Source organism: Wolbachia endosymbiont (group A) of Gastracanthus pulcherrimus (genome assembly GCF_964028265.1).
GTDB lineage: Bacteria > Pseudomonadota > Alphaproteobacteria > Rickettsiales > Anaplasmataceae > Wolbachia > Wolbachia pipientis.
In genome coordinates this window covers 937,227-953,960 of record NZ_OZ034763.1, presented here as the reverse complement: position 1 = coordinate 953,960, position 16,734 = coordinate 937,227, and the positions used below count along the sequence as shown (strand labels likewise).

Genomic DNA, 16,734 nt, shown 5'->3' with positions numbered 1-16,734 from the left:
TCGAACCCTCTTACCGAATACAATGATAAAAAACCTAACCTTTCTATGCCTAATATTTGTTTTGATAAGTAGCTGCAGTGTTAGCAACAGGTTTAACTGCACTGCAGGTCATTATAAAATTGGCAGCAGCTACACAATAAATGGTATAACTTATTATCCAAAAAACTGTAAACACTATGAAGAGATAGGGATAGCATCGTGGTATGGAATAGAAGATCATGGCACACTTACAGCAAATGGTGAAGCGTTTAACCGTCACTTGATCTCTGCAGCGCATAAGACTTTGCCCTTACCCTGCTTTGTTCTTGTCACTAATTTAGAAAATGGAAGAAAGCTTGTTACAAGGGTTAACGATAGAGGGCCTTTTATTGAAGGCAGAATAATAGACTTATCAGAAAAAGCAGCTCAAGTCTTAGGATTTCATAAATCTGGGCTTGCAAAAGTAAAAGTTCAATACCTAAGAAAGATGTCAGAACAATTGATACAAAATACTCCTCATTATAGAAAGCAGTATGAAAAAGAAATACAGAAACGTCACCCAAAACAAGACAATGCAGAAAGTAAGGGATATGTTGCATTTTTTAAAAGTGCTCAGGCTGCTAAGTCAGCTGCATCAAAGCTTCGCAATCAAGGAATAAAAAATGTTAGATTGCTTTTTAAGAACGATCAATATTGCGTGAAAGTGAGTTATAGGTAGTGGTGAGTGCAGAATTTGAAAGATTTGGTTAATGTAAGGAACGCTGGCTAACTATTGTAAGTTAAAAATGTGATATAAAAAAGATATCAACAATTTATAGCTATACCACCGCGATATCTCTTAGCCGCTAACACGTAGCGGAATGACGAGCTTATCGTCACGCCACCGCTAACCGTCATACCGCGATTTATTCGCGGTATCTCAGCCGCTAACAAGTAGCGAAATGACAGCAATCCTACGTCATACCGTCACGGTATCTCTAGATCCCGCTAACAAGTAGCGGGATACTTGACCTTTACAGGGATGACAGTTGTCGTTTAGCTGCAAATGTTAAGAAATTTACCAAATAAAAAAAAAGGCAAAGAAACCCTAGGGTAGCTAGTATTCAAATTCTCCCTTGTCTATTTGACGTCTTTTACTGTCTTAAACACTTTATAAGCGCGTTTCGGCTTGTATAGGTAGAAACCTAAAAGTTTTATAAAGACATGAGGTGCACATAGTGCAAAAAATTAAGCATGATTTACGCCAAATACATTAAGTTTTTTGTCATTAATCCACTGCAGAGATTGCGAAGATAAATAAATAGCTTCAGTTTCATGATAAGAGGGCTGGCGGAGTTTGTCAAGTAAGTTTTTCGTTTCATCCAATGCGCTGCCAAAAGTTTGTTATGCAAGAATGCACTAGCCATTTCTCACAGATTCATTTAAACTTAATCAAGTAGGAGTATTATTAACGCGAAAAGAGTTTAATTAGAGATTTAAGTGATATGGCGCGTGAGGAAGATATAAACCAATTAGTAGAAAATGGATTTGATATTAACTCAAAAGATGCAAGTGGAATCACTCTCTTGCATAAGTTCACAAAAGAAGGCGATTTAGTTGGAGTAAAGTCATTACTAGAGCACGAAGCTGATTTCAATGTCGTAGACAACGAAAATAGAAACCCTCTGCATTACGCCATTATGCATGGACACAAGAAAGTTGCTAAACTTTTTGTTAACCAACTGACAATTAATTCCAAGGATAAAAATGGATTCACTCCACTGCACCTTGCTGCACTACAAGATGACACGGAATTAATAGATTTTTTGATAATAAAAGGCGCAAAAATTAATGAAAAAGATGTCAAAGAGGGCTATACTCCTCTTCATATAGCTTCACTATACGGTTCTAAAAAAAGTGTTCAAATTTTAATTGATAGCGGAGCAAATCTCGAATGTGAAGATAACAATTTTCGTACTCCTTTGTTTTTAACCATTTATCAATGCACCGCACATTATGACAGCAGAGCAGAAATTATAGAATATCTGATAAAGAAAGGTGCAAATATAGAAGCCAAAGATGCAGAAAATAACACTACGCTTTTCCTAGCAGCGTATAACAACAAAATGCAAATAGTAAAGCTTATTGCAAAAAAACAGCAAGCAAGTAACGATAAAATTAAACTTAAAGAGTTTTTTTGCACAAAAAATAACCATGGTTTTGATGCATTAGATTGCGCTATTGAGCATAATAATAGAAAAATGGTAACATTTCTTGTATCAAAAGGAATAGATGCAAATGATCAAGATTTTAATGGCAACGCCAGGCTGCATAAAGCTAGCCATAATGGTAACACTAAAACAGTTAAGCTCTTATTGAGGCTTAAGGTAAACATTAATGCTGTTACTAAATGTAACAGAACTCCCTTGCTACTCGCAGTTAAAAAAGGCCATACACAAATTGTGAAAATGTTATTGGAAGTTAGAGCCAATATGAACATTTGTGAGCAACAAGGTTTTGCACCTCTACATCTTGCTGTTCAAAAGGATTATTTTGATATAGCTCAGTTGTTAACAGAAAAAGGTGCAGACCTTAACATTAAGTGCAATAACGGTCATACCGCAATAGATATGTTCATTAGCAAGGCTCATAGCAAAAAAAACATCGAAGAAAATTACAAAAAATTTTGTAGATTTTTGATGCTTTACCTGAAAGAGCTACATAGTAAACACAAAGCCTGTTGTATACTTTCAACCCTAGCTCTAAGCTTAACAATTATAGGCTTACCATTTATTTTCAAGCCTATTATTAAATACAGAGAAAGAAGTAAAATATATAAAAAAATTAGGGCTATGCTGGTCTACATTTAAGTACAAGAAGAGTATACAAAAAATAAATAGCCAAAGCTAATACACGACAATTATCTGCTCGATGAAAATGAGATTAAATACATTTTTAATATTTTTATAGAAATCTATTAGTATAGATTTTGTATGCTGTTCTAATGGCTATTTTTAAATGCTTAATACTCCTCTTCATTATTTCTTGCACACATCTACCTACCAAGCAATATCCTATTAACATAGACAATTATAAGCACGATTATCCGTTGCAACAATATAACACCTCTTTGGAGATTAATGAACCGGCAATACCAGAAATTATGCCTTTACCAATAGAGTTTCCCGATCTCACAATCAGTAATCAGCTTATTTCTATTAATGTTAGTGAAGAAGTATCAGTAAAGGATTTGCTGATTGAGATAGGAAAACTTTCTGACGTTAACTTGGATATGGACCCAAAAATATCAGGTAATATTATTTTAAAGCTAAAAGATAAGGATATAAACGAAGTAATTCAGAGTATAGCAAATAGCGCCAAACTGCGTTACTCAACAAGTAATGGTGTAATTAGAATTGAGCAGGACTTGCCATACGCACAAAATTATTACGTAGACTTCATCAATATTCAACATTCTGCTCAAAGCAGTTTCGTTATTAATAACAATATTACTAACAGTGATGGAAGTAACGTTGATAGGGACTATAACAATGTTATGAAGTCTCAATACAGTAGTGACTTATGGAATTCATTAGAAAAAGGCTTGAATGCAATAATGGATGTTAACGGGGTGGATGATGGCGAATTCCTTTCATCCAACAGAGAAGCTGGTGTTATTATTTTGAATGCTAGAAAAGATGTCCACAAAGCTGTTGAAGAATATATTAATAAGGTTAAGAAGTTAGCGTCTTCTCAAGTAATGATAGAGGCAAAAATAGTTGAAGTTGTGCTAGATGACAAATACCTTTCTGGTATGAACTTAAATGACTTACAAGATGGAACTAAGTCTATAATAAATCAAGATAACTCCATTATTAACCTAGCAATGAACTTTGGTGCAAATGATCTAGGAGATTTAGTAAAAAATTTAGACAAATTTGGCACTTCAACTGTAATTTCAAGCCCCAGAGTACATGCTATAAATAATCAGCAAGCGATGATTTCATTTACTAAAAACCATATTTATTTTACCTCCGATATACAAAAAGATACTAGAAACTCTAATCAGACCTTAATTACCAAGATGAATAGCGTCCCAATAGGTGTTGTGCTAATAATCCACCCAAGCATTAACATTGATACTAGTGAAATATTCATGGATATACATCCAACTTTATCAAGAATTAACGGCTACACTAAAGATCCAGATATAGAGTACGTCGCACAGCAGAGTAAAATGAAATTAAATAGCGACATTCCAATTGTTGAAATCAGAGAAATGAACTCTATGTTAAAAATTAAGAGCGGTGAAATTATGGTAATCGGCGGGCTTATAGAACATAGAGAAGATAAGCAAAGCTTATTGCATCAGAAATCAAAAAGGCTAGCGAATAATATTAGAACAGTAGAAACTGTCATTTTTTTAAAAGCAACAATCGTACCAACATTTGGTTTGTTAGATAGAAAAGATAAGAATTTATATATATATTAAATTATCACTAAAAATTAAATATCAAACCAACTTCAATATTGTGAGTAGATATGTCATCTGCAACAGGTATCGGAACGCTAAAGTAACGATAGCCGAGAAAGGTTTTGATTTCTGGGATTATTGAATAATCAACACCAAGTTTTATTTGATAAGCAAACCAAGGAACATTCAGTGGCATTGAATTTTGGGGTGACCCATTAATCCTTTTTAATCTAAAAACTGTTGGTCCTATACCAAGACCGATGTACGGAGCAAATTGTGTATCCTGAACGCTGGGATTATAATAGAAGTTTAACAAAAACGCAAATATACTTGCTGATTTATCAAATACCGGAGGAGAATTACTATCTTCAATATTGGCTATAGAATACGCGGCTTCAAAATCAATTTTACCATTTTCTCCAGCATAGTAACCTAAAGACATGCTGCTAAACCACTGGAAATCAATTTTACCATCAAATTGCTGTATACTTTTAATTTCATCTGCCACTATATTTTTTATTATAAAACCATAATGACTTTCAACTAAAGTTAGGACTCTCTCCCCTATTGCCTTTATACCCTTTACAAATGTTTCTGAATTATCATGGTATACCTTACCACCGTTAGCGCTAACATAAAAATCAAGTTTTTTTGATTTTTCTTTTGTAGGCTCAGCTTGATCTGCAATACGTGACCACATATTTTTCTGATCAGCTACTTGGAGAATAGAAGGTTGTTCAATAGGACTATTTTCAGGTTCTTGATATTTTAAATCCTCTGTTAGTACTTCTTTTTCAGTAACCTCTTTAGAATGCATTACATCTTCATTATTGTCCGTTTCTAGTTTTAAGAGTTGTGTTCCAATAACTTGTTCAACGTGTACATAATTACCGATATAAGTAATAAAAAAATAGACACATGAAATTAAAATCAAAAATAAAGTAATAGATCTTTTAGTTATCACAAATGAACACATAATTACCATTTATAGTATAACCATCATATCATATATTTCTTTAATGTACAAAAATTAAGAAAGAGTATTTCCAATTAAATAATTATTCTCTACGCCTGTAACATTAACTTTCACAATACTTTTAGCTTGCGCTCTTGATTCAAGCTTTATTAATGCAAAATTTTCTGCTCTACCGACATTATTTTGCTCAACCAGAACACTTTGCTTAGTGTTGATCAAGGATTGACAAAAACTGCTCATAATTTCTTTATTTACTTCTCTTAAATTTTTTACTCGTTCTTTACGCACATTCTCTGGTACTTGTGGCATTCGTGCAGCAGGTGTATTTTTCCGCTCTGAATATGGAAAAGCATGTAGGTAAACTATATTTGTTTTTTTCAGTAAATCAACTGTATCCTGAAACATTTCATCAGTTTCTGTTGGAAATCCAGCAATAATATCAGCGCCAAATGCTATATTAGGCCTCAAGCTCTTCATTTTATGACAAAATTCTATCACTTGTTCTCTGTTGTGACGACGCTTCATTCTCTTTAGTATTAAATTATTACCAGATTGTAAACTCAAATGTAAATGAGGCATAAGTCTTGACTCATTAGCTATTAAATCCATTAATTCGTCGTCAACTTCAGCAACATCGATAGAGGAAAGTCTTAGCCTCTTCAACTCTGGTATATCCTTTAAAACTCTCCTAATCATTGAACCAAGTGATGGCTTACCCAACAAATCTGTACCAAAGTCAGTAATATCAACCCCTGTAAACACTACTTCTTGATATCCATTTTCTACAAAGATCCTGATTTGCTCTATAATACTGTTTATTGGCACAGATCGATTATTCCCTCTTGCCTCAGTAATTGAACAAAATGTGCAGCTATGATTACAACCATTTTGAATTTCAATAAATGCCCTTGACTTATCTTCAAATCCATTAATTAGAACAGGTTCTACTTGGTTATCACTGACCAAGATTTTATCGTCATTTAGTAAGTAATTTTCAGCTTTTAGCTTATCTTGATTACCGAGCACTTTACTTACACCAGGAATGCTACTGTAAACTTCTGGATCCAACTGAACAGCACAACCAACTACGATAATTTCTTTATTTGGATCATTTTTGTAAATCTTACGTATCTTTTGCTTTACCTGACGTTCTGCTTCGTTTGTCACTGCACAGCTATGCACCACAACAACATTTTCTCTCTTTGCTTTTTTTAATGCTTCTTTGATTAACTCGCTCTCGTAAAAATTTAGACGACAACCAAATGTTATCACTTCATTCATGTTAGTATTTTTTGCTTTAATAGACCTAAATTATATCAAATATCCAAGCAAAGTCTCTTGCATGACTATTTTTTTGTAAATAAATGCTATGCAAGCAGCAGACACTGGGATCTCAACGATTTTCACTCAGACACAGTATCACTCCTTTGCTTAGAGGTTGTCCGGAAACAAGTAAAAGGCTATAATATCTGAAATTTTAGTACGGGGTAAAGATGAGAAAAAAGTATCCAACAGATCTAAGCGAAAGGGAATAGGCAAGAATAGAAAAACACTTCAGAGTATCATACAAGAAAGGAGGAAGGCCGCCAAAGTATAGCAAAAGAGAAATATTAGAAGCAATTTTCTATGTATTGCGTACAGGGTGTCAATGGCGGTATTTACCAAATGATTTTCCGCTATGGAAGACTGTGTATGAGCAGTTCAGGCAATGGAAGAAGCAGGGAATTTTTGAGAAAATGAATTATGAAATTACAAAATATAGTAGAAGAAAAATAGGAAGGAATGAGCAGCCGAGTGCCTGTATAGTAGATAGTCAATCTGTAAAGACTACAGAAAAGGGGGGATCAAAGGCTATGATGGAAGTAAAAAAGTAAAGGGTAGAAAAAGGCATATAATTACAGACACTCAGGGTTTTATACTAGGTTGTTACGTAGGCGCTGCTAACGAAAATGATAGAGATGGTATTAAAATAGCATTAAACAATATGAGAACAAAATATACTAAAGTTAAAAAAATGTGGGCTGACATGGGATACCAAGGAAGAAATTTAAAGAATCACATAAAGGAAGAATATGACATAGATATTGAAATTGTTACAAGGCCTCCATGTAGATTTTGGGTGCACAAAGATACGCCACCTGAGCTACTACCAACAAGAGAACAAGGGTTTAAAGTACAGCCAAGAAGATGGGTTGTAGAAAGGACTTTTGCTTGGGTTAATAGGAATAGAAGGCTATCGAAGGAGTATGATTTACTCACAACATCCACTGAGAATTTCATATACCTAGCTATGAGTAGGGTTATGTTAAAGAGGGAATATGCTTGAATTTACTTGTTTCCGGACAACCTCTTATACCAATTCCCATTACAGGGCAAACAGATGGACAATGATGGAAGAAAAGCCATACTGAAGTAAGTAAAATAGCGAGGTTTAAATGGCATTAAGATCAAAATTATTGGATGAAAAAGTAGTAGAATCAGCAAAAGAAATGCTGAAGAAAGTAAGGAATAATGCATATGTTTCAAAAAAACTAAATGCTGTAATTGCAGCAAAAAAGTACAGTATAACGGCTGTAGCAAAAATATATTGCATTTCAAGAAGCGCACTAACTTCGTGGGTAAAACTCTTGAAAATTGGCAGAGAAGAAAAACTGTTTGCTCCTTCACAACGTCGTAGAAAAACTAAATTAAATCAGGCTCAACTACAGCAAATTGAAGAGTGGATAGAAGAAAATCCTAATATCACCATTAAAGAAATGAGAATAAGAATCCAGGAAAAGTTCGGATTAAATATCAGCAAATCTACAGTACACCGCCATATGCAAAAGATGAAATTCTCATATATTACACCAAGACCAGTTCATAATGGACAAGATAAAAGCAAACAAGAGGAATTCAAAAAAAAATCTCAATTGAGCTATTAGCAAGTATCCAGAAAAAGAGCTATTTTTCTTTGATGAATCACGGTTTGGCACACATTCAAAAGTTGGACATGGGTGGTTTAAAAAGGGGATTAGAACACAGGTTAAAACAAAATTAGGTAGGCAAAATTTCTATCTCTATAGTGCAGTTAATCCTAGAAATGGAGAGAGTTCTAGCTTATTTGCACCAAATGTCAACACTGATTGCATGAACATATTTCTTGAGCAAATTTCGCAATATCTAGAAACACGAGAGGCTTTTCTCGTTATGGACTGTGCTAGTTGGCATAGGTCAAAAAATTTAAAGGTACCTAAAAATATCGACATTATATACCTACCTCCATACTCACCTGAGCTAAATCCTGTTGAGAGGCTTTGGTTATATATAAAACAGAACATTTTGCGCAATAAAATATACGATACAATTGCTCTACTTGAGGGTGCTTTGTGCAAATTTATTACTTCTCTTGCCAGCTCCACAATTAAACAACTCTGCAATGTTTCCTATTTGACTGGACAACAATGAGAATTGGTATTAGATTTCAAGTTATTTGGGTGACAGATGTTCTTGACTTACGTGCTTTGTACTGCTAAGATTTTTATTTTCAGCCCTATCTATAATGTCAGTAGCGGTATTAAGTATATTTCAAATAATATTGGTTGTTGTGTTAGTAATTTTAGTGCTCTTGCAGCCACCTGGGAGTAGTTCATTAAGTGGTTTTAGTAATACACAACAGGGGGTCAATTCGATGATTCCGGTGAAATCTTCTGAAAACCCGCTCAGCAGAATAACGGCTATTGTTGCTGGATTGTTTATTATAAACACATTGCTATTGTCAGGATTATATTCAAAAGACGTACATAAAAAATCGATTGCAGAGAAAATTATATTAGAAAAAAAGCAAGAAAGTGAACCTACTTCTGTTCCATTTGAAAATTAATGAAGGAAGCTAAATTTATCTTTGTTACAGGTGGAGTTGTATCGTCGCTTGGTAAAGGCTTAGTTGCTTCAAGCGTTGGTGCGCTTCTTCAAGCTCACGGTTTTAAGATCCGTATCAGAAAACTTGACCCGTATCTCAACATTGATCCTGGGACAATGAACCCAACTCAGCACGGAGAGGTATTTGTTACCGAAGATGGTGCTGAAACTGATTTGGATCTTGGGCATTATGAGCGTTTTACTGGAATTAAAGCAACAAAAGATGACAATATAACAACTGGTAAGATATATCATGAGTTATTGAAGAAAGAGAGGCGTGGTGATTATCTGGGCAAAACTGTGCAAGTCATTCCTCATGTGACAGATTTGATCAAATCGTTCATTTTTAATGGTACGGAAGGTTTAGATTTTGTAATATGTGAAATAGGCGGAACTGTAGGTGACATTGAAAGCCAACCATTTTTGGAGGCTATACGCCAAGTTAACTACACATTAGGAAAACAAAGAGTTATCCTGATTCACTTAACTTTAATACCATATCTTACCGCAGCGCAAGAATTAAAGACAAAACCAACGCAGCATTCAGTTCGAGAGTTAAATTCCGCGGGGTTACAACCAGATATTATATTATGCCGCAGTGAGAAAGAAATTTTCGATAATCAAAGAGAGAAAATAGCTAAGCTTTGCAATGTTTCTTTATCCAATGTAATACCTGCCCCTGATGTGAGTCATATATATGAGTTACCGGTGTTGTATAGCCAATGTGGGCTTGATACGCAAATTTTGGAGCACTTTCATTTAAGTAAGCCAAAACCAAGCTTGACTGAATGGGATCAAATAGTGCATTCCATAAGGCACCCAACACAGGAAGTTACTGTATCTATAGTGGGAAAATACACCGAATTCCCTGATGCATACAAATCACTGATTGAAGCATTAAATCATGGTGCGATTAGTAATAAAGTCAAAGTAAAGATAAATTGGGTTAACTCAAGAGAGAAGGAAGAAAAACCTATAAATGAAAAACTTATAGGAGAGAAATTACAGAATTCTCATGCAATCCTTGTTCCAGGGGGGTTTGGTGATGACGGAGTAGAGGGTAAAATATTAGCAATAAATTATGCCCGTACAAATAATATCCCATTTTTCGGAATTTGCCTTGGTATGCAGCTTGCAATTATTGAATTTGCTCGTAATGTTGTTAAGCTTGAAGATGCACACTCTGAAGAATTTCGTAACTGTAAACATCCAATCGTTAAGTTAGCTGGCGATCAAGATGACGATCTTGGTGGAACCATGAGACTTGGGGCATACAAATGTAATATAAATGCAAACTCTAAAATGATGGATGCATATAGTAACACTACTATTTCAGAAAGACACAGGCATAGATACATAATCAATTCAGATTATAAAGATGATTTGGAAAAAAATGGGCTGCTATGCAGTGGCATATCAGAAGATGGAACGTGCATAGAGGCAGTGGAGTTAGAGAGTCATCCGTGGTTTATTGGTGTGCAGTTTCATCCAGAATTTCAATCAAAGCCGTTTTCTCCTCATTCTCTTTTCGTGTCGTTCGTTAAAGCAGCAATTGATAAGAAATAAGTGCCTAGTGTTTAAGTATCAATATATGGAGCTTGCCATAGAGCAAGCCAAACTCGCTCAAAAAAATGATGAGGTGCCCATAGGTGCTGTAATAGTGAGTGGAGACAATATCATTTCTTCTGCACACAATATATCTAACGATCCAACTGCACATGCAGAGATGTTAGCGATCAGACAAGCATTTTCAACTTCCACGCTTTGTGATGCTGATATGTACGTAACATTAGAACCATGTCCGATGTGTGCTCAAGCTATTTCCTTTGCCAGAATTAAACGATTGTACTTTGGAGCTTATAATCCAAAAGGTGGAGGAATTGAAAATGGTGCTAAGATATTTCAATTTTGCAGCCATATACCTGAAGTTTATGGTGGAATATTAGAAACAGAATGCTCTTTTTTGTTAAAGGATTTTTTTGAGAAACTAAGGAACATTTGATAAATCGTCATGCTACTTGTTTTCCGATACAAAATCGTCATCCCGCTACGTGTTAGCGGGATCTATGCTAGGAGATACCGTGACGGTATGGCGGTTAAGTAATTCGTCATTCCAGCGCGTGACGCACAACTATACAAACATTGTCCACCAGCAGGGTGTCATCCGAGTAGCTGACACTGCCCTCCTTTGTCATCCCAGTGCCTAGACACTTGTATCTTTATGATGTGAGGCATTAGAGCTAAAATACCTCACAGGGAGGGTGAAGCTGATGCGACACTAATGCCATTAAGGCCGAATCCCAGATTTTGCTTCCCTCCCATAGAGTTAAAGACTGAACAGTATCTTTTGGAATTATATCCCGTATTACAAGGTTAGTCTAAACTCTCAGTTTATTTATAGTCTTGGAGGCAATTTTATGCAAGTAAATGCTATTTTGGGTGTGGATATTTCAAAAAAGAAATTTGATGTTTGTTTGTTAGTGGACAGTAAAAAACGACACAAAGTCTTTCAAAATAATCAAGATGGTTTTGCAAAACTTGTAGTTTGGTGCAATGGCCATGGAGCAAATCTTACTCATTTATGTCTTGAAGCAACTAGTTGGTATGGAGAAGATTTGGCTACTTTTATGCACGATTTAGGACATAATGTCAGTATAGTAAACCCAGCCCAAATCAAAGCTTTTGGCAAAAGTGAGCTGCTCAGAAATAAGACAGATAAATCAGATGCAGCTATGATAGCTAGATTTTGTATCGCCAACAAACCTGCTCTTTGGAAGCCCATTACACCTGAAATGAGGCATTTGAGGGAGCTTTACCGTTGCATGCAATCGCTAAAAGATGATAAGGTGCAACAGACAAATCGCTTGGAAAACAAAAATATGCATTCCAGTTGCAAAGAAGCTATATCTAAAGTAATTTTGGCAATAGAGGAGCAAATTATTGTTCTCGAAAAAGAAATTAATGAGCATATAAATAACTATCCACATCTAAAAAATATGGTGGAAAACCTTAAGACTATAAAAGGTATAGGATATCTTACTGCTGTTGCTGTTGTCGCAGAAATGCCATCAGTTGATAACTTTGACAATGCTAAACAATTTACAGCTTTTGCTGGTCTAAATCCAGGACATTATCAATCGGGATCGTCAGTAAGTAAGAGAAGTTGCATATGCAAAATAGGATCTGAGCGTATTCGAAAAGCTCTTTATATGCCAGCTATAGTAGTCAAAAACCATAATAATCATTTTCAAAAGTTTTGTCAGCGTCTAGCAAGTAAAGGCAAATGTCCAAAAGTCATAGTTCTTGCGTTAATGCGAAAATTAATGCATGTCTTTTTTGGTATTCTTAAAAATAATCAACCATTTAATTGTAATTTTGTTGGATAATTTGTTTGACAGCAGAGACAGTATCTGGGATCTCAACGATTTTCACTCAGACACAGTATCACTCCTTTGCTTAGAGGTTGTCCGGAAACAAGTAAAAGGCTATAATATCTGAAATTTTAGTACGGGGTAAAGATGAGAAAAAAGTATCCAACAGATCTAAGCGAAAGGGAATAGGCAAGAATAGAAAAACACTTCAGAGTATCATACAAGAAAGGAGGAAGGCCGCCAAAGTATAGCAAAAGAGAAATATTAGAAGCAATTTTCTATGTATTGCGTACAGGGTGTCAATGGCGGTATTTACCAAATGATTTTCCGCTATGGAAGACTGTGTATGAGCAGTTCAGGCAATGGAAGAAGCAGGGAATTTTTGAGAAAATGAATTATGAAATTACAAAATATAGTAGAAGAAAAATAGGAAGGAATGAGCAGCCGAGTGCCTGTATAGTAGATAGTCAATCTGTAAAGACTACAGAAAAGGGGGGATCAAAGGCTATGATGGAAGTAAAAAAGTAAAGGGTAGAAAAAGGCATATAATTACAGACACTCAGGGTTTTATACTAGGTTGTTACGTAGGCGCTGCTAACGAAAATGATAGAGATGGTATTAAAATAGCATTAAACAATATGAGAACAAAATATACTAAAGTTAAAAAAATGTGGGCTGACATGGGATACCAAGGAAGAAATTTAAAGAATCACATAAAGGAAGAATATGACATAGATATTGAAATTGTTACAAGGCCTCCATGTAGATTTTGGGTGCACAAAGATACGCCACCTGAGCTACTACCAACAAGAGAACAAGGGTTTAAAGTACAGCCAAGAAGATGGGTTGTAGAAAGGACTTTTGCTTGGGTTAATAGGAATAGAAGGCTATCGAAGGAGTATGATTTACTCACAACATCCACTGAGAATTTCATATACCTAGCTATGAGTAGGGTTATGTTAAAGAGGGAATATGCTTGAATTTACTTGTTTCCGGACAACCTCTCAGATTTGTTCCTAAAACTAAATCCAAATGTCTTTTTTAATCGCGAGAAAAAACCTTCTATATAAGATCTTTTTCCATAACTCATCTCTTTTTTCCACTTCTTTATACCATCTTCATCATATGACTTTATGAGCTTGACTGCAGAATTTCTCTCAGCCATATAGTCTAACTTTGGATGCTCTGCTGCGTTGTTTTTCGGAGGAATTTTCGTTTTTATACCATATTGATTACACAGCTTATAGAGCTTTTCTCTGTCATATGCCCTATCTGCATATAGTACTTTTATGACATACTGAAAATCGACTTCTTTTAGCAAATCACAAGCTCCATAGTGATCAGAGTAGACACCGTTACTGTATTTTACAGCTATGGCTTTTTTGCTGTTTGTATTCAACATTACATGCAATTTTCTTGTCTGTTCATAGCTGCGATACTTTCTATCTTCGCTATTTTCTTTGCTATGACCAGGAGTGTTGTTGTATATACTAATTCCTGTACTGTCTATAGCAATTTCGATATCTTCCATATTATTTTCTGCAATCATTGATCTTAATATTGAGTTTCTTAAACCTTCTTGATGATTGTGAATAGCTGATAACTTGCAAATTTTTCCCAATTTGCTCAAGGTATCCTGCTATAAACCCAACTGTTTGCCTCAGGCCTATTCTAAATAAACAAGTTATTATGTGCACCAAAATTACAACTTTATCGCTATAAATATTGTTGCCACCTGGTATTTTTGGACCATTCTCGTACCACTTTTCTATGGCTTCGTTGATATAATGAAAAATATTTCCTCTTTTTTCTAGAAATTTGTTATATTCGCTATGGTTACTGACCCTCATTTTTTGTGGCATATTTTTTCTTCAACAGTTAAATCGCTATTTATAATGAATTTTGTCAGTAACTGCCAGTTCTTTTCACTTGAGCGATGCAACAAAGCCATTCCAGTGTCAAGCACTGGAATGACATTACAGGGACACTGGGATGACATCATCCTTTTCTCTGGATTTCAGACTGGAATGACAGCAGTCCTACGTCATACCGTCACGGTATCTCTAGATCCCGCTAACAAGCAGCGGGATGACGGTTGTCAGGGTGTCAGCTACTTAGATGAAACCCTTTCCCGGTCTATCAAATCACATAGGAGAAAACTAAGACCAATCAAATTTCTTATCTTGCGGTTTTATTTGCAATATTGCTACCACACTGATCAACAAGCAGAAGACTATATAAAGCCCAGCAGCAAGGTTTGTTTGAGGAAATGTTACAGTCAACCAAATACAAACCATAGGAGTAAATCCTCCATGTAACGCATAAGAGATATTGCGTGATAAGCTCACACCACTAAATCTAACATTGGTAGGAAAGAGTTCAGATGCAACTATTCCTATGGGAACTATACCCCTTTCTATTATAGAGAGAACCATTACGCTCAACGCAATCACAAGATAATTTTTATGGTAATATGCAATAGATAACGCAGGACAACACAGTGCCATTGTAATTGCTATAAATAAGATTGCAGTGCGCTCTTTTCCAACTTTATCAGCCAACATTCCAAACGCTATTGAAGATATCGGCATTAATACACTGGTTATAATCAATACAATTTCGTTGATATATGTTGTTACATAAACATCCACTGATGCTATTTCCTTTGCGAGAGTTCGAAGAAATATGGTAAATCCAACAGCAACATTAACAGGTACAGATATTAAAATAGCAAGTATAAGAGCTCTCTTGTGGCGTTTTATAAGCTCTATTATTGGCAAATCAGATAAATTTCTTTGTTTTCGATTTTTTTCATATGCTGGAGTTTCTCCCAATGTGTATATGCTATACGCGCTAATTAATCCTAAAATAGCTGAGAAAATAAATGGCAATCTCCAACCCCAGGTACAAAAATCAGTAGTTTTTTTGCAGATAATCACTATCACCGCAGAAAGCAAGACGCCAATGGAGCGACCAAAACCCATCATTCCAAAATACATCCCTAAGTTCTCTTTCCTACTGGATAAATGCTCTATAAGATAAACAGAACTTCCTTGTTCACCACCAAGTGCAATTCCTTGTGTTATATGGATTGCAAGAAGCAATATAGTAGAAATTATACCTACTTGATTGTGACTTGGAATAAATGCAATGAGACTTGATGGTATCGATATTAGCAAGATAGTAATTATTAATGCTATCCTCCTTCCATACCTGTCACCAACGTGACCAAATATGAATGCACCAAGTGGCCTTACAATTGCACCTAGCCCTACAATTCCAAATAATTGCAGTATGTTACTGTAGACATCTTTTGCAAAACAAAACTCTCTGCTGATTATGTTAATCAAATCAATAAAAAGCATGTAGTCATACCATATTGCGATTCTGCAGAGTATGGTTGATATCAACACCCTTGTTTGCACTAAATTCAATTCGTAAATGTTTGCTTATTCTATTCTGGCTGCTTTTTGGGATTTTACAACCTAAACATATGGAGTTGACTTTTTTATTATGGTGTGTGATAATTGCAGTGTTATTAAGTTTAGTGGTAAAGTTATAATGAATATAGCTTATTTAGCAGCACTTATAGCAGCAGCTATAATAAAAATAGCAGCAGTAATACTTTGTGCTATAATGTGTATAAGCATTTTCTTTATATTATTTAAGGGAAAAAGAACACTTAGATTCAAAAGGATTTCTATCTCTTCTGAAAACAGTAGGTGTAATTTCTATAATACTATCAATTATATCTCTCCCACTTATTATATTAAGCCTTACTACTCCGTCACCTCTGGTAGTAGGTATAGTAGGTGGTATCGTTGGTGCTATTTCCATAATACCATTAATAGTAGCTTACATTTTGCTTGTGGCTATATCGGATATCTTTATTACCAAGTCTTTATAAATTTGAGCTAATGTTACTGTCTTCATTTCTTCTTGGTTGTAATATTGCTGAAAGTTATCTATTTCCATAGGTATAACATATAATCTGATTTTATAAGATATTCTACCGGGATTAAAATATCGTAAATCTTAGGCGTTATAAACAAAAT

Annotated in this window: 17 protein-coding genes; 10 read left to right on the top strand and 7 right to left on the bottom strand. The window is 35.0% G+C overall.

Annotated elements, in window-relative coordinates:
* Positions 1-22 precede the first annotated feature (22 nt).
* The 3 genes from ABWU47_RS04960 to ABWU47_RS04950 all read left to right on the top strand — a co-directional run bounded on the left by ABWU47_RS04960 (position 23) and on the right by ABWU47_RS04950 (position 4,450).
* Positions 23-697, top strand: coding sequence for a septal ring lytic transglycosylase RlpA family protein (locus tag ABWU47_RS04960; protein WP_006280020.1), 675 nt, complete (start codon positions 23-25; stop codon positions 695-697).
* A 766-nt stretch (positions 698-1,463) separates the two neighbouring features.
* Positions 1,464-2,828 (top strand): ankyrin repeat domain-containing protein, encoded by a 1,365-nt coding sequence (locus ABWU47_RS04955; protein WP_006280021.1) that lies wholly within the window; start codon positions 1,464-1,466, stop codon positions 2,826-2,828.
* A gap of 134 nt (positions 2,829-2,962) precedes the next feature.
* Complete coding sequence (locus tag ABWU47_RS04950; RefSeq protein WP_077188083.1) at positions 2,963-4,450, top strand: type II secretion system protein GspD; 1,488 nt, start codon at positions 2,963-2,965, stop codon at positions 4,448-4,450.
* A 7-nt stretch (positions 4,451-4,457) separates the two neighbouring features.
* Here ABWU47_RS04950 and ABWU47_RS04945 read toward each other — a convergent pair whose 3' ends face one another.
* Both ABWU47_RS04945 and mtaB read right to left on the bottom strand, forming a co-directional pair.
* The gene (locus tag ABWU47_RS04945) at positions 4,458-5,396 is read right to left on the bottom strand and encodes a P44/Msp2 family outer membrane protein (RefSeq protein WP_049973647.1); all 939 of its coding nucleotides are present in this window, start codon (positions 5,394-5,396) and stop codon (positions 4,458-4,460) included.
* Positions 5,397-5,462: 66 nt separating this feature from the next.
* The gene (gene mtaB / locus ABWU47_RS04940) at positions 5,463-6,689 is read right to left on the bottom strand and encodes a tRNA (N(6)-L-threonylcarbamoyladenosine(37)-C(2))-methylthiotransferase MtaB (RefSeq protein ID WP_077188084.1); all 1,227 of its coding nucleotides are present in this window, start codon (positions 6,687-6,689) and stop codon (positions 5,463-5,465) included.
* Positions 6,690-6,949: 260 nt separating this feature from the next.
* On the opposite strand from mtaB, the gene ABWU47_RS04935 reads away from it, so the two are divergent.
* The 7 genes from ABWU47_RS04935 (at position 6,950) to ABWU47_RS04905 (ending at position 13,659) form a co-directional block, all read left to right on the top strand.
* A protein-coding gene (locus tag ABWU47_RS04935; protein ID WP_238513981.1) for an IS5 family transposase occupies positions 6,950-7,734 on the top strand; the annotation gives its coding sequence in 2 pieces (ribosomal slippage) (positions 6,950-7,271 and positions 7,271-7,734; 786 coding nt in all).
* Between the two features lie 109 nt (positions 7,735-7,843).
* Positions 7,844-8,855 (top strand): IS630 family transposase gene (locus tag ABWU47_RS04930; protein ID WP_410530061.1). Its coding sequence is split into 2 segments (ribosomal slippage): positions 7,844-8,323 and positions 8,325-8,855, totalling 1,011 coding nucleotides; the frame shifts between segments, so codons are not numbered across the junction.
* 94 nt (positions 8,856-8,949) lie between these two features.
* A complete protein-coding gene (gene secG / locus ABWU47_RS04925; RefSeq protein ID WP_010962615.1) occupies positions 8,950-9,270 on the top strand; it encodes a preprotein translocase subunit SecG in 321 nt (106 codons plus the stop codon).
* Positions 9,270-10,874, top strand: coding sequence for a CTP synthase (locus ABWU47_RS04920; protein WP_077188050.1), 1,605 nt, complete (start codon positions 9,270-9,272; stop codon positions 10,872-10,874). Before secG ends, ABWU47_RS04920 begins: the two co-directional genes overlap by 1 nt.
* Before the next feature lie 25 nt (positions 10,875-10,899).
* The gene (locus tag ABWU47_RS04915; protein ID WP_077188051.1) at positions 10,900-11,310 is read left to right on the top strand and encodes a nucleoside deaminase; all 411 of its coding nucleotides are present in this window, start codon (positions 10,900-10,902) and stop codon (positions 11,308-11,310) included.
* Positions 11,311-11,725: 415 nt separating this feature from the next.
* Complete coding sequence (locus ABWU47_RS04910) at positions 11,726-12,694, top strand: IS110 family transposase (protein ID WP_077190114.1); 969 nt, start codon at positions 11,726-11,728, stop codon at positions 12,692-12,694.
* A gap of 180 nt (positions 12,695-12,874) precedes the next feature.
* Positions 12,875-13,659 (top strand): IS5 family transposase gene (locus tag ABWU47_RS04905; protein ID WP_238513981.1). Its coding sequence is split into 2 segments (ribosomal slippage): positions 12,875-13,196 and positions 13,196-13,659, totalling 786 coding nucleotides; the frame shifts between segments, so codons are not numbered across the junction.
* A gap of 2 nt (positions 13,660-13,661) precedes the next feature.
* Here ABWU47_RS04905 and ABWU47_RS04900 read toward each other — a convergent pair.
* The 5 genes from ABWU47_RS04900 to ABWU47_RS04880 form a co-directional block, all read right to left on the bottom strand.
* Positions 13,662-14,228, bottom strand: coding sequence for a transposase (locus ABWU47_RS04900; RefSeq protein ID WP_353285605.1), 567 nt, complete (start codon positions 14,226-14,228; stop codon positions 13,662-13,664).
* Positions 14,212-14,541, bottom strand: a complete 330-nt coding sequence (locus ABWU47_RS04895; protein ID WP_007548762.1) for a transposase — start codon at positions 14,539-14,541, stop codon at positions 14,212-14,214. The genes ABWU47_RS04900 and ABWU47_RS04895 overlap by 17 nt, the downstream gene beginning before the upstream one ends.
* Positions 14,526-14,678, bottom strand: coding sequence for a hypothetical protein (locus ABWU47_RS04890; protein WP_353285604.1), 153 nt, complete (start codon positions 14,676-14,678; stop codon positions 14,526-14,528). Before ABWU47_RS04890 ends, ABWU47_RS04895 begins: the two co-directional genes overlap by 16 nt.
* A gap of 160 nt (positions 14,679-14,838) precedes the next feature.
* Positions 14,839-16,044: an MFS transporter gene (locus tag ABWU47_RS04885; RefSeq protein WP_410530077.1), complete on the bottom strand. Its 1,206-nt coding sequence runs from the start codon at positions 16,042-16,044 to the stop codon at positions 14,839-14,841.
* Positions 16,045-16,339: 295 nt separating this feature from the next.
* Complete coding sequence (locus ABWU47_RS04880) at positions 16,340-16,516, bottom strand: hypothetical protein (protein ID WP_174930852.1); 177 nt, start codon at positions 16,514-16,516, stop codon at positions 16,340-16,342.
* Positions 16,517-16,734 lie beyond the last annotated feature (218 nt).

What these genes read in the sequence shown, in the direction of transcription:
- ABWU47_RS04960 (WP_006280020.1), top strand. Translation starts at nt 23, where the DNA reads ATGATAAAAAACCTAACCTTTCTATGCCTAATATTTGTTTTGATAAGT.
- ABWU47_RS04955 (WP_006280021.1), top strand. Translation starts at nt 1,464, where the DNA reads ATGGCGCGTGAGGAAGATATAAACCAATTAGTAGAAAATGGATTTGAT.
- ABWU47_RS04950 (WP_077188083.1), top strand. Translation starts at nt 2,963, where the DNA reads ATGGCTATTTTTAAATGCTTAATACTCCTCTTCATTATTTCTTGCACA.
- mtaB (WP_077188084.1), bottom strand. Translation starts at nt 6,689, where the DNA reads ATGAATGAAGTGATAACATTTGGTTGTCGTCTAAATTTTTACGAGAGC.
- secG (WP_010962615.1), top strand. Translation starts at nt 8,950, where the DNA reads ATGTCAGTAGCGGTATTAAGTATATTTCAAATAATATTGGTTGTTGTG.
- ABWU47_RS04920 (WP_077188050.1), top strand. Translation starts at nt 9,270, where the DNA reads ATGAAGGAAGCTAAATTTATCTTTGTTACAGGTGGAGTTGTATCGTCG.
- ABWU47_RS04915 (WP_077188051.1), top strand. Translation starts at nt 10,900, where the DNA reads ATGGAGCTTGCCATAGAGCAAGCCAAACTCGCTCAAAAAAATGATGAG.
- ABWU47_RS04910 (WP_077190114.1), top strand. Translation starts at nt 11,726, where the DNA reads ATGCAAGTAAATGCTATTTTGGGTGTGGATATTTCAAAAAAGAAATTT.
- ABWU47_RS04900 (WP_353285605.1), bottom strand. Translation starts at nt 14,228, where the DNA reads ATGATTGCAGAAAATAATATGGAAGATATCGAAATTGCTATAGACAGT.
- ABWU47_RS04895 (WP_007548762.1), bottom strand. Translation starts at nt 14,541, where the DNA reads ATGCCACAAAAAATGAGGGTCAGTAACCATAGCGAATATAACAAATTT.
- ABWU47_RS04890 (WP_353285604.1), bottom strand. Translation starts at nt 14,678, where the DNA reads ATGTCATCCCAGTGTCCCTGTAATGTCATTCCAGTGCTTGACACTGGA.
- ABWU47_RS04885 (WP_410530077.1), bottom strand. Translation starts at nt 16,044, where the DNA reads ATGCTTTTTATTGATTTGATTAACATAATCAGCAGAGAGTTTTGTTTT.
- ABWU47_RS04880 (WP_174930852.1), bottom strand. Translation starts at nt 16,516, where the DNA reads ATGGAAATAGCACCAACGATACCACCTACTATACCTACTACCAGAGGT.